General features: G+C 50.1%; 8 protein-coding genes. All 8 read left to right on the forward strand.

From position 1 onward, the window contains the following. The first annotated feature begins 496 nt into the window (after positions 1-496). The 8 genes from J2W69_RS16665 (at position 497) to J2W69_RS16700 (ending at position 13,101) form a co-directional block, all read left to right on the forward strand. The gene (locus J2W69_RS16665; RefSeq protein WP_310280637.1) at positions 497-1,876 is read left to right on the forward strand and encodes a sigma-54-dependent transcriptional regulator; all 1,380 of its coding nucleotides are present in this window, start codon (positions 497-499) and stop codon (positions 1,874-1,876) included. After that, on the forward strand, positions 1,860-3,131 hold the full coding sequence (locus J2W69_RS16670; RefSeq protein ID WP_310280639.1) for a sensor histidine kinase: 1,272 nt from the start codon (positions 1,860-1,862) through the stop codon (positions 3,129-3,131). The genes J2W69_RS16665 and J2W69_RS16670 overlap by 17 nt, the downstream gene beginning before the upstream one ends. A gap of 226 nt (positions 3,132-3,357) precedes the next feature. Next, on the forward strand, positions 3,358-4,605 hold the full coding sequence (locus J2W69_RS16675) for an efflux RND transporter periplasmic adaptor subunit (protein WP_310280641.1): 1,248 nt from the start codon (positions 3,358-3,360) through the stop codon (positions 4,603-4,605). Between the two features lie 24 nt (positions 4,606-4,629). Further along, a complete protein-coding gene (locus J2W69_RS16680; protein WP_310280643.1) occupies positions 4,630-5,367 on the forward strand; it encodes an ABC transporter ATP-binding protein in 738 nt (245 codons plus the stop codon). A 63-nt stretch (positions 5,368-5,430) separates the two neighbouring features. Further along, positions 5,431-5,664 (forward strand): hypothetical protein, encoded by a 234-nt coding sequence (locus J2W69_RS16685; RefSeq protein WP_310280645.1) that lies wholly within the window; start codon positions 5,431-5,433, stop codon positions 5,662-5,664. Between the two features lies 1 nt (position 5,665). After that, complete coding sequence (locus J2W69_RS16690; RefSeq protein ID WP_310280646.1) at positions 5,666-8,146, forward strand: ABC transporter permease; 2,481 nt, start codon at positions 5,666-5,668, stop codon at positions 8,144-8,146. Between the two features lies 1 nt (position 8,147). Next, a complete protein-coding gene (locus tag J2W69_RS16695; RefSeq protein WP_310280648.1) occupies positions 8,148-10,628 on the forward strand; it encodes an ABC transporter permease in 2,481 nt (826 codons plus the stop codon). Between the two features lies 1 nt (position 10,629). After that, positions 10,630-13,101 (forward strand): ABC transporter permease, encoded by a 2,472-nt coding sequence (locus J2W69_RS16700; protein ID WP_310280650.1) that lies wholly within the window; start codon positions 10,630-10,632, stop codon positions 13,099-13,101.

The raw sequence follows: 13,101 nt of genomic DNA on the forward strand, positions 1-13,101 counted from the left end.
ACTGATATATATTCTTTGTGCGATTGCTCGCTGCAGAATCTAAACCGTGAGTGCCCACACAGATGATTGATTGCTTATTGTTAAAGAGCAGTGCTTCATTTCACTGAAGCGAAAGTCGTTTATAATCAACGCCTTTCAGTATTTGTTCACATCGACTTTTTGATTCGCATCAGTCCGTCGCATCGTGTGGAGCGCATTATAGAGATCTGAGACTAAGCCGCAAGATCTTTTTTAAGAAAAGCTGTTCGACCGCTTAGTTTTTAATCGAATTTGGTTTTTATGCTCATTTTCCAGACAAAATGTGCTCAAAAAACGGATCCTCAACCGGATCCTGACGATCAAGCTAAGCCCTTAAACGTCAAAATGATCTGGTTTTTTGCTTTGGCATCTATTTTGCTGAAGCTTTTGCTATAGTGCCGCATATGCAATGAAGCAATCAGCTTAGCCAAGCTATATAGAGCCGCTCTATATATAGAAGAAGATGGAGAAATTATAGATGGTGCAAACGCGCCCGGATTATCAGCCCCTGATCCTGCTTATAGAGGATAACCGCGAAGTCAGACTTGCAGCCCGTTTTATGCTGGAAGATCTGGGCTACAGAATTGAAGAACTGGAGAACCCTGTACAAGCCCGCGAATGGCTGCAACACCAACAACCGGATTTGATCCTGCTGGATATGAACTTTCAGCTCGATACCACTTCAGGAGATGAAGGGCTACGCTTCTTACGTTACCTGCAACAACAGGGTTATGACATTCCGGTCGTAGCTATGACGGCCTGGTCGAATACCACCTTAGTAGTGCAGGCGATGCAGGCTGGTGCCGGTGACTTTGTTGAAAAGCCATGGAATAACCAACGACTGCAGCAAATTTTGCAGCAGCAGCTGAAGCTGTCCACTCTGACCCGACAGAATAAAGCCCTGCACCAGCAGCTGTCATCACCACCACTTGAGCTCATTTGGCAAAGCTCACAAATGCTGACATTGATGCAGCAGCTGCAAACCGTAGCAGCCACAGAAGCTAATATTCTGTTGACCGGCGAAAACGGCACAGGAAAAAGTCAGCTGGCACACTGGCTGCACCAGCATTCAGGCCGATCAGCCGGGCCTTTGATTTCAGTCAATATGGCAGCTATTCCTGAGGCATTATTTGAAAGCGAACTCTTTGGTCATAAAAAGGGAGCTTTTACCGATGCTAAAGAAGCGCGAGCCGGACGTTTTAGTCTGGCTAAAGGTGGCACTTTGTTTTTGGATGAAATCGCCACTTTACCCTTAGGGCAACAGGCGAAGTTGTTGCGGGTGCTGGAGTCAGGCCAGTATGAAGCTGTAGGATCCAGTCAGACTGAACACAGCGATCTAAGACTGATTGCGGCAACCAATGCTGATTTTTCTGCCTTGATCCAAAATGGCCTGTTCCGTCAGGACTTGTATTACCGCCTTAATACACTGGAATTTCGTATACCTCCTTTAAGAGAAAGACCTGCAGATATAGCTCCACTTTGCCAGTTTTTCCTGCACAAACATGGCCAGCGTTACCATAAGACTGGCCTGACTTTGCATCACAATGCATTAAGCCGGTTACAACAGTACCACTGGCCTGGCAATATCAGAGAACTGAGTCATCTGCTTGAGCGCGCCGTGTTATTAACCCAAAGCACAGAGATCTCACTCAAAGAGTTGGCACTACCGGATGAACCGCAGTCTGTAACAACACAAGCAGCAGTTTTACCTTTGATGACACTGGAACAGGCTGAACTGACCTTGATCCGTCAAGCATTACAACTTTGTCAGGGCAATAAGCAAAAAACTGCTGAAAAGCTTGGTATTACCAAGTCGTCTTTATACCGCAGACTGGAAAAACATGGCCTGGAACTCTGACAGCATAGAAGCGCAAAGCCGTAAGCAGTCACTGCTGATTGCTTTACTTTGTCTGGTATTGGCAACTCTGCTTTGCTGGTTCTGGCCCCATTGGTGGGTTTGGCTTAGTAGCTGTTGTGCTTTTATTCTCATTACCAGGTGGCAGCACTTCACCAGACAGCAAACTATCGCAGCTTTTCGTCGCACCAGTGTGCAGTTAGAAGCAATGCAAAATCAGGATTACAGTTTGCAGGCTAAAGCTGTGTTTCAGAAAGGGATAGCAGCGCAACTGCAACTCCAGTTACAGCAGCTCAGCGAACAGTTACAGCAACGGAAAAGTTATTTTGATGAACAACAGTTTTTGCTGTATCGGCTGATTGATCAGTTAAACACCCCTATTCTGGTATTTGATCATAAACAGCAGTTGAGTTACGCCAATAACGAATTCAGCCAATTGTTTGGCCGCCCCTGGCAAAGTATGCGCCATGCGACGGCAGAAAGTTTGGGGCTGAGCGCCCTGCCTCATTGGAATTTTGTCAATAAAGAGAAGGCAAAACAATGGCAGATCCGCCAGAGTCGTTTTTTGGATCAAGGCCAACGCCACCAACTGCTGGTGTTTATTAATATTCAGGCAGCTTTGCGGGAAACTCAGCTCCAGGCCTGGCAACAATTGATCCGGGTTCTGAGCCATGAAATTCGCAACTCGCTGACACCAGTTCTAAGTTTGTCAGAACATTTGCAGCAGAAATTGCCGCCAGGCCGTGATCAGGAAGCGCTGGCCTTAATACGCGAACGTAGTCAGCATTTGCAGGATTTTGTCAGCCGTTATGCTGAACTGAATAAAGAACTGCGGATCCAGCACCAGCAGATTAACGCCGGACAATTGTTTCACTCTTTGCAGCTGTTGTTTGAACAGCATCAACTACAAGCCTGCGGTACAGAGCTGGTATTTAAAAGTGATCAGATGTTGTTGCAACAGGTGCTGATTAACCTGATAAAAAATGCCATTGAAGCAGGCAGTCCGCCGGGCACAGTGTTGTTGCATTTCAAGCTACAAAATCACAATCTTGAAATTCAGCTGTTGGATCAAGGCTCTGGCCTTAGTAACCAGCAAGATTTATTTGTGCCATTTTACAGTACTAAACCCCAGGGTCAGGGCATAGGTTTAGCCTTATGCCGCCAGATCATTGAACAACTGGGAGGCGAACTGAATCTGACCAACAGAACTGACGGCATAACAGGCTCTTGCGCTACTTTATTCTTGCCGCAAGACTGATTCTTTTTCTCCATTTAAAAGTCCGATTCCGGACTCAAAGCGTCCGATCCCGGACGCCCTTTTCAAAGCGACTAACAAATATCCATATAAATCATGCAATTATATAGTGGCACGCCCTTTGCTCTATTGAAAAAACATAGCTGCGCCGATTTGAAGTGTCTCCCTGCAACAATTCGACGTGGCTGTGCTTAGATTCAACTAATAAGAGGCAAGGCGGAAGATCATTATGGATATAAAAAAAGAAAAAGCTGCAGCTCTCTGGAAGAAGCCAGTGTTAGTCGTTAGCGCACTGGCGGCTTTAGTCCTGATGGGTACTTTGTTTGCATCCCCTGGCCATCAATACAAAATTGAACAATCCGGTTTATTGCTGGGTACTGTGAAGCGTGGCGATCTGCAGGTCACAGTGGATGGTTATGGCGTATTGCGTTCAGATAAACAAAAGCTGATCAGCGCCTTAGCACCTGCCACAGTGGAAGAAGTAGTATTAAAAGCCGGCGCTGTAGTGCAAGCAGATTCGATCATCCTGCGTTTAAGCGATCCGGAACTGATGCAGCAGATCGAAACAGCCAGCATGGCCACAGCACAGGAACATGCCAATTTCCGCCGTCAGCATTTAAACAACCAGCGTGACATGCTGACCGAAGAAGGCCGGTTTGCAGAATTAGATGCCCGCTATCAAATGCTGGTATTACGTCACAGCGCAGAAGCGGAAATGGCAGCTAAGGGCATAGTTTCACAGTTAAGTTTTCAGACCACTGTGCTGGAGAAATCTCAGTTGGCACAACAAGTTCAGTTACAACAGAAGCGACTGGATCAGCTAAAGCTGGTAAATCAGGAAGCTTTGACCATTTCGCAAGAGCAACTGAATCAGGCCATAGCCCGCGAGCAACGCTTAAAACAGCGTCTTGATCAATTGACAGTACGCTCTGGGATTGAAGGTGTGTTGCAACGGGTTCCGGTTGAACTGGGCCAAAGTGTAACCGCAGGTCAGGAGCTGGCATTGGTAGGCAGTGATAAAGATTTATTGGCTCTGGTGCGGGTGTCCCAAAGCAAGGCTGAACAAATTCGGCCCGGCCAAAAAGCCCGAATTAATACCAGGCGTGAACAAGCCAATGCTGTGGTCAGCAGGGTAACGCCCCAGGTCGTCGAAGGCACTATCGAAGTGGAACTGACTTTTGTTGACGCCATACCTACCTCTGCCCGCCCTGAACTGAATATAGATGCACAGATTTTTACCGCTGAGCTGACGAACACTTTATACCTCGACCGTCCGGTGAATAGCCAAAGTCATAGCCAGACCAGACTGTTTAAACTGGATCCAAACACTAATACCTTATCCGCCACAGCAGTGCAGTTTGGCGACGAAGCCGGACGTTTTTTACAACTACACCAAGGTGCCATTGAAGGTGAACAATTTGTCTTATCCGACATGGCGGGATTTCAGGACGCAGACACAGTCAGCGTTGTGCGTTAAAGACTATTAAGCAAAGGAACTTTTATGCAACACCCAACTATTCTGATGCAGGGCATCACCAAAATTTTCGCCACAGATGAAATGGAAACCCATGCCTTACGGGGTATCGATTTACAAATTTCCTCAGGCGACTTTGTCTCAATTTGCGGCCCGTCCGGTTGTGGTAAGTCCACCTTATTATCCCTGCTTGGCTTATTGGACATGCCAAGCGGTGGTAGTTATCAGATTGAAGGCAAGGAAGTCAGTGGCTTAAGCCTGAGCGAAGCGGCCTTTATACGCAATGAAAAAATAGGTTTTATCTTTCAGTCATTTAACTTAATAGATGAGCTGACTGTATTCGACAATATAGCCCTGCCCCTGCGCTATCGCCGCCAGTCTGTTGCTAAATCTGAGATTGAAGACCGCGTCATGGCTTGCCTGAAAACTGTGGATATGACTCACAGAGCGGGTCACAGACCTAATCAGTTATCCGGTGGTCAGCAGCAACGTATTGCGATAGCCCGCGCTTTAGTGGGTAGCCCTGCTTTGCTGCTAGTCGATGAGCCTACAGGTAACCTGGACTCCAGAAATGGCGACGCCGTGATGGATATGTTGTGTGAACTGAATAACAACGGCACCACCCTTTGTATGGTGACACACGACCCACGTTATGCCGATATGGCCAGCCGCAAGTTACATCTGCTGGATGGGCGCATTCTGGATAGTGACGGCACACCTATGCAACAACACACCACAGCTTTACGCCAGGTTGCGGCTCAGTAACTGTGTTCGTAGCGGCCAGCCGCAGCATTGCTGCAGTACAAGCTGCCAAACAAGGAGTGAAGGATGCAACTCAGCCGACTTTTTACATGCGGTATTAGCTTAAGCCTATTTATCAGCTTACTGAATTTGTTGCCTACCTTACGAAGCGTCTGGCTATTGCAAAGCAGCTGGCTGTTGTTGGTGTTCGGTTTATTGCAATTATTATGTCTGCTGGTTTTTGCGTTGCTGGTTTCTCTGTTGGAAAAAAACCAAAGACAAATCAATGCCGGTCTGATATCTCCGGTACAAGGACAATAAGATGATTTCCCGCAAAGACTTCTCCACTGCGCTCTATGCACTAAGCAAAGCCAAAGGTTATGCCGCCACTGTAGTGCTGACGCTTGGATTAACGCTAGGCACTCTGGTTGCGATGTTTAATCTGAATTATCAGATTTTGGCGGCACCGCTGCCTTATGCTGATGAAGATCAGTTGGTGGTAGGCAGTACCGCCTGGCTGGATAAGGATGGCTCAGTGACAAGTCCGCGGATCATGCCCAAAGTCATCCAGCAGATTTATGCAAAACCTTCTGATGCCCTGAGCGATCAGGCACTGTTTGACTATGCAGGTTTTGCCACCTTGCGCGATCTCGCGCACTCACCGACTGTGCAACTGGCTTATACCACACCGGGTTATATGCGGATGTACCAGATGCCGCTGCTGCATGGCCGCTCTTTTGGTGCAGATGAAGAAGTTGGCAACCATAATGCGGTTGCCGTGATTAGTGAACAGCTTTGGCGCGGTCAATACCAGGCGGATCCAACGGTGGTGGGACGTCATATCAGTATTGGCAATGCCGACTTTAGGGTCATTGGCATTGCCGCTGCCGATTTCATCCAACCCGCCTTTACCGGCCCGGCAGATAACCGGATTGATGTGTGGTTGCCCTGGGATTTTAATGCCCCATTTCATAACATGCCCGGCTCGAACCTGGGCTCGGCATTGTATTTGGCCAAACTCAAAGATCCGGCGACAAGACATGCATTCGAGCAGGAGATCAGGCCGCAGCTCAACAGCTTGTGGCAGGATGCCAGCGCGGTAGTCACCAGTATGGCCGGGCGCAGCGTGCGGTTTAATGCTGAACCGGCCCGGCTGGTATTAGAAGGTGACAGCCGCCAGCAAACCTTGTGGATGTTGGCCGGTAGCCTGGTTTTATTGCTGATTGCCGCCGCCAATATCACTAATTTGCTGCTGTCACGTTCTGCACGGCAACAGCGCAATATGACCATTCAGGCAGCGCTCGGCGCGCAGCGTCATCATCTGCTTGGCCAAATTCTGGCTGAACTCAGTTGGTTAATGTTGGCCGCAATGGTGTTGGGCTTGTTCATGGCTGAGGGCGCTTATCGCCTGCTGCGCAGTTATGCTGCAGACACACTGCCAAGGCTATCGGAACTTGGTTTTGCCTGGCCTGCCTTTGTGTTTGCCCTGCTGTCTACACTGCTGCTGGCCTTTGGCTTTGCCCAGTTGATCAGCCGTCAGCTGAATTACCGGGCCCTGCAGCAAAACCTGCAAAGCAGCGGTAAAGGCAGTGGTCTGCAAATCAATACCACCACCCGCCAGTTATTGATTGGCTCCCAGGTCATGCTGGCTGCAGTATTACTGGTCTGTAGTGCACAGGTATTGTTGCAGTCACTGTCGCAATTGCGCAGTCAGGTTGGGTTTGCGACAGAAGACCGGTATCAGATTAGCATTGAAGATATTGCCCCGGCACCAGACAGCAGCTTGCCGATTGAACAGCGACGGGCGGTTTTCCGGCAGCGGAAAGAAGAATTGATGCAGGTACGGGATCTGTTATTACAGCATCCGGCTGTTGTCGATGCATCTGTTGGTAGCGGCGCACCAGCCTCATTTAATGGTTTTTCTGGCAACTGGGGCGCCTATCTGGTGTCGCCAGACAACCTGACAGATGTTATTGAAGCAAGCGTCACGCATACCGATCAGCATTTTTTACCCCTGTTTGACATCGCATTACTGCAAGGCCGTAATTTTACCGCGCAAGAAATATCCACACAGGCGCAGGTGGTGGTGATTAATCAGGCGCTGGCTGAAAAACTGCAACCCGGTGGTGATGTGGTTGGCCAGAAGCTGCATTCGCAAAGTGGTGGTCCGGTGTACGACATTATCGGCATCAGCGCCAACCACAATCTGCCTGAAGCAGGCTTCAACACAGAACGCTATCGCACCTACACCACCCGCAGTCTGTTTTATGGCGGCTACTTGCTGTTGCGACTCAAACCCGAGATGCAGATTGATAAAACCACCATCAATCAGGCGTTGTCACAAGTATCGCCGCATTATCGCGCAGCAGGGATTTACAGGATCCAGGACAATGTCAATCTGGCGCTGATCCGCGATTACCTGGCGACTTCAGTCACTTCAGCTTTGGTGTTATTGAGCTTCCTGCTCGCCGCCATCGGTATTTACGGCGTGTTGAGCTACAGCGTGCAACTGCGCCGCTTTGAACTGGGTGTGCGCATGGCGATTGGTGCGCGGCCTGCCACTATTTTGCGCCAATTGCTGAGCGAGAACCTGAAACCAGTCTGTGCAGGTTTGGTGCTGGCGGGATTGTTGCTGGTGGCACTTTGGTTAGGTCTGCAACACACAACCTTGATGGTCGAACTGTCGGTCGGCGGTTTTGCCTTGCCACTGCTGCTGATTGTATTGCTGACCACACTCACCTCGCTAATTTCGGTGTGGGGCATTATCCGCAAACCCGCCATTTATGCATTACAGGGGCAATAAGATGCTAACTATCAAAGATTTTTCTACTGCTCTGTACGCCCTGAGTAAAGCCAAAGGTTATGCCGCTACTGTGGTGCTGACGCTTGGGTTAACACTAGGCACCTTAGTAGCGATGTTTAATCTGAATTATCAGATTTTAGCGGCACCGCTGCCTTATGCTGATGAAGAGCAGTTGCTGGTGGGCAGTACCGCCTGGCTGGATAAGGACGGTACAGTGATGTATCAGCGTATGCTGCCAGTAAACATTTTCCGCCAGTTTTACCAAGCCCCCTCAGAACATTTAAGCGATCAGGCCTTATTTAGTTTTTCTTACATCGGTATAACGCTGCGGGATCTGCCGCACAGCCCACAAGTGCAGATTGCCTACACCACGCCCGGTTATATGCGCATGTACCAGATGCCGCTATTACATGGCCGCGCTTTTAGTGCCGAAGAAGATGTCGGCAGCCAGCAACCTGTCGCAGTGCTTAGCGAAAAAGTCTGGCGTGAGCATTATAACGCGGACCCGGCGCTGGTAGGCCGCAGTGTGCATATTGGCAGCCAGCAGTTTAAAGTGGTGGGCATCGCCGGCGCCGAATTTATCGAGCCCCGTTTGACCGGACCAGCTCGCAGCAATGATATCTGGCTACCCTGGGACTTTAGCATTGGTAGTAGCTTTGGTCCCGGTGACGTAAGTGGCGCGCACTTGTACCTGGCGAAACTTAAGGACGCCAGCCAACATCAGGCCTTTGAGCAGGAGTTGCGACCGCAAGTAGCCAACAGGTATCAGGAAGATATCGCAGCTTTACCCAGACAGGCCGGCCGCAGCCTGGTATTTAATGCCGAGCCACTACGTTTAGTGTTAGAAGGTGACAGCAGTAGCCGCACCTTATGGATGCTGGCCGGCAGCCTGCTGTTATTACTGATCGCTGCAGCCAATATCACGAACTTATTGTTATCCCGCGCAGCCCGCCAGCAACGCAGTATGAGTATTCAGGCTGCTCTGGGGGCTCAGCGCCATCATTTACTGGGGCAAGTGCTGGCTGAACTTAGCTGGTTAATGAGCAGCGCCCTGGTAGTGGCTTTTATCGTGGCCGAAGGTGCTTATCACTTACTGCAACTGTACGCCGGTGCCATGCTGCCAAGACTGGCAGAGTTGGGGTTTGACTGGCCAGCACTGGCATTTGCGCTGGCGACGACCTCGCTGCTGGCGTTGGGTTTTTCTGCGCTTATCAGCCGACAAATTAATTACCGTGCGCTGCAACAAAACCTGCAAAGCAGCGGCAAAGGCAGTGGTGTACAAATCAGCAGCCGCACCCGTCAGGTATTAATAGGCGCTCAGGTGATGCTGGCCGCCATGCTGCTGATCTGTAGCGCGCAGGTGTTGTTGCAGTCGTTGCAACAGCTGCGCCAGCAAGTGGGTTTTGCCAGCTCAGATCGCTATCAAATCCCGATTGATAACATTACCGCAACACCGGACGCCGATTTGCCGCTGGAACAAAGCCGCGCGATATACCGCCAACAAAAGGACGAGTTGATGCAGGTGCGGGATATACTGCAGCAACACCCGGCAGTAGAGGCGGTGTCGGTCAGTAATTACCCGCCGATTTCTTTCGATGGCTACTATGGATCTGCCAGCTTCATCGCATCGCCAGACAGCCCCAACCAGCAACTGTTCAGCCGTGCCGTGTTCACCGATCAGTTTTATCTGCCACTGTTCGACATTAAGTTAATACAGGGCCGTAATTTCACAGCACAGGAGGTCGCGGCACAGGCACAGGTAATCATCATTAATCAGGTGCTGGCGCAACAACTCAAGCCCGACGGCAATGTGCTTGGCGAAAGACTGTATAACCCGAACGGCAGCCTGGCATTTGAGATTATCGGCGTCAGCGCTAATCACCATTTGCCAGATGCATGGTCGGCGGAAGAGACCGGCCGCAGTTATTTAACCCGCAATATAGGCACAACCGCCAGTCTGCAGTTGCAGCTAAAACCCGGTATGCAGATAGACAAAACAGCCATTAACCAGGCGATGGCACAGGTATCGCCGCATTATCGCGCCGCCAATATCCATAGCATTGAAGCCAATGTTACCAGGGTTTTACTGAGCAACTATCTGGCTGCGGCTGTAACCACATCATTAGTGGTGCTGAGTTTTGTACTAGCCGCCATCGGCATCTACGGTGTGCTGAGTTACAGCGTACAACTGCGCCGCTTTGAGCTGGGTGTAAGGATGGCGATTGGCGCAAGACCTACCACTATTTTGCGCCAGTTGCTGGGCGAGAACCTGAAACCTGTTTGCGTCGGTTTAGTGCTGGCGGCACTGCTGCTGGCCGCGCTATGGCTGGGTCTGCAACAAACGTCGCTCATTGTCGAACTGTCGGCAGGCGGCTTTGCGCTGCCACTGTTGCTGATTGTGCTGCTGACCACGCTCACTTCACTGTTGTCGGTCTGGGGCATTATCCGCAAACCGGCTATTTATGCGTTACAGGGCCAATAAGATGCTGACTATCAAAGATTTTTCTACTGCGCTTTACGGGCTAAGCAAAGCCAAAGGTTATGCCGCCACAGTCGTTGTCACTCTGGCAGTGACTCTCGGCACCTTGTTGGCCGCCTTTAACCTGAATTACACCATTCTTGCGGCCCCCTTGCCCTATCTGGATGAAGAGCGACTATTCGTTAGCAAAACGCCGCGCTTTAGAGACAATGTGATGGAATTCGACTATGCATCCCCCGTGCCTTTGCTCCAAACGCTTTATCAACAGGATAAAAGTACTTTTGAAGACACTGCACTGCTGGCGTATTCTTATTTGGCAGCGTCTTTGCGTGATAAAGCCGATACACCCAAGGTGCAACTTGCCTATACCACGCCTGGTTATATGCGGATGTACCAGATGCCGCTGCTGCATGGCCGGGCTTTTAGTGCTGAAGAGGATCAAAATTCGAATGCTGCCGTCGCGATTATCAGCGAGCGGGTCTGGCGACAACATTACAATGCAGACCCGGCTATGCTGGGAAAAAGCATCCAAATTGCCGCTAACCAATTTACAGTGGTGGGTATAGCTGCCGACCATTTTGTCGAACCCCGATTGATTGGCCCAACCCGGATCAATGATATCTGGCTACCCTGGGACTTTAATCCTTCTCCTTGTACCAGAGGGTTAGACGGCAGATCATGTATGACCGGCTGGCAGTTTTTACTCGGTAAACTTAAATCAGTTGATGATTATCAACGCGTGTCACAACAGCTAACTGCACAATTAAACAGCCAATTTCAGGACGCTAATGCCGATCGTCCAAACCCAGCTAATCTTAGCATCAGTTTTGAAGCGCAACCGCTCAGAGAAAAGCTGTTGGGGGATAGCAGCCACCAAACGCTGTGGTTATTTGTGGGCAGTCTGGTCTTGCTGTGTATTGCCAGTGTCAACACTCTTAATCTGGTATTGGCCCGCGCAGTGCGTCAGCAGCGCAATATGGCCATTCAGGCAGCCTTAGGTGCGCAGAAAAAGCATGTATTTATGCATATGTTTGCCGAAATGGCTCTGCTGCTGCTGGTTGCTTTATTACTGGCTTTAGTTGTGGCTCAGCTGGAGTACCGTGTATTGCAACAGGTCGCCGAAGTCTATTTACCCAGGGTCAACGAATTGCAGCTCAATCTGCCGACGCTGGCCTTTGCGTTTGTGGTGACGGCCCTGCTAGGTGGTGCCTTTGCGTCTCTGGTGGTACGGCACATTAACTACCGCATGCTGAACTCTCAGTTACAGAGCAGCGGCAAAGGCAGTGGCCTGCAAATATCAGCAAAAGTGCGCCGGTTGTTAATTATCAGTCAGGTGACGCTCACTGCAGTGCTGTTAGTTGTTTGTATGACAGTGATGCAACAGTCCATCACTGAGTTGAGCCAGGATGTGGGCTTTCATACCAAAAATATTTATCAAATCGATATTGATGAAACAGCGCCCGTGCTCACCCAGGAAACCCGCATTGCCAGAATTCAGCAGAAAAAACGTGAGCTGGCGGAGGTACGCAATGCGTTGGCCCAACATCCGGCAGTCAATGCCGTGTCACTCGCCAACTTTGCGCCCGCTAATTTTGATGGTGTTTACGCTGAAAGCAGCTGGTTAAAAACCCCTGATGATTTAACCAATATTGTGACTGCCAGAGTGACTTACACTGACCAGCATTTTTTGCCGCTATTTGGCATCAAGTTACTCAGTGGCCGCAACTTTACCGCGCAAGATATCAATGACAACAGTTATGTATTAATCGTCAGCGAAACCTTTGCCAGAACAACCTGGCCGGATCAACCAGCGGTCGGACAACGTATCGGGCGGGCGGAAGCGCTCTGGGAAGTGATTGGTGTTGTTTCAGACTTTAAGCTGGCAGATCAATATGCCGCAACAGAACCGCTGCGTGCTTACAGCGTACGCCAGGTAGGGGCAGCTAACACCCTGCTGTACGAGCTAAAGCCAGGTATGACTATTGCTAAAACCGAACTGAATCAAATCATGCAGCAAGTTCAGCCACAATACCGTGCTGCCGAGGTGTTCTCGCTGGAAGACAATGTCAAACGCATTCTGTTTGCTAAATATCTGGCTACGGGCGTGACCAGCGGGTTGTCATTGTTAACACTGTTACTGGCCGCTGTTGGCATCTACGGTGTGCTCAGCTACAGCGTGCAACTGCGCCGCTTTGAGCTGGGTGTACGCATGGCAATTGGTGCGCGGCCGGTGACCATTTTGCAGCAGTTGCTGGGCGAGAATCTAAAACCGGTGCTGGCGGGTTTAGCGCTGGCAGCATTGCTGCTGGCCGCGCTATGGCTGGGTCTGCAACAAACGTCGCTCATTGTCGAACTGTCGGCAGGCGGCTTTGCGCTGCCACTGTTGCTGATTGTGCTGCTGACCACACTCACCTCGCTGCTCTCCGTTTGGGGCATTATCCGCAAACCGGCTATTTATGCATTACAGGGTCAATAA

This window comes from Rheinheimera soli (assembly GCF_031457405.1).
GTDB classification, from domain to species: domain Bacteria; phylum Pseudomonadota; class Gammaproteobacteria; order Enterobacterales; family Alteromonadaceae; genus Pararheinheimera; species Pararheinheimera soli_A.

Excerpts from the sequence above, each read along its gene's own strand:
- J2W69_RS16680 (WP_310280643.1), top strand. The coding sequence starts at position 4,630 with ATGCAACACCCAACTATTCTGATGCAGGGCATCACCAAAATTTTCGCC.
- J2W69_RS16665 (WP_310280637.1), top strand. The coding sequence starts at position 497 with ATGGTGCAAACGCGCCCGGATTATCAGCCCCTGATCCTGCTTATAGAG.
- J2W69_RS16670 (WP_310280639.1), top strand. The coding sequence starts at position 1,860 with ATGGCCTGGAACTCTGACAGCATAGAAGCGCAAAGCCGTAAGCAGTCA.
- J2W69_RS16695 (WP_310280648.1), top strand. The coding sequence starts at position 8,148 with ATGCTAACTATCAAAGATTTTTCTACTGCTCTGTACGCCCTGAGTAAA.
- J2W69_RS16700 (WP_310280650.1), top strand. The coding sequence starts at position 10,630 with ATGCTGACTATCAAAGATTTTTCTACTGCGCTTTACGGGCTAAGCAAA.
- J2W69_RS16685 (WP_310280645.1), top strand. The coding sequence starts at position 5,431 with ATGCAACTCAGCCGACTTTTTACATGCGGTATTAGCTTAAGCCTATTT.
- J2W69_RS16675 (WP_310280641.1), top strand. The coding sequence starts at position 3,358 with ATGGATATAAAAAAAGAAAAAGCTGCAGCTCTCTGGAAGAAGCCAGTG.
- J2W69_RS16690 (WP_310280646.1), top strand. The coding sequence starts at position 5,666 with ATGATTTCCCGCAAAGACTTCTCCACTGCGCTCTATGCACTAAGCAAA.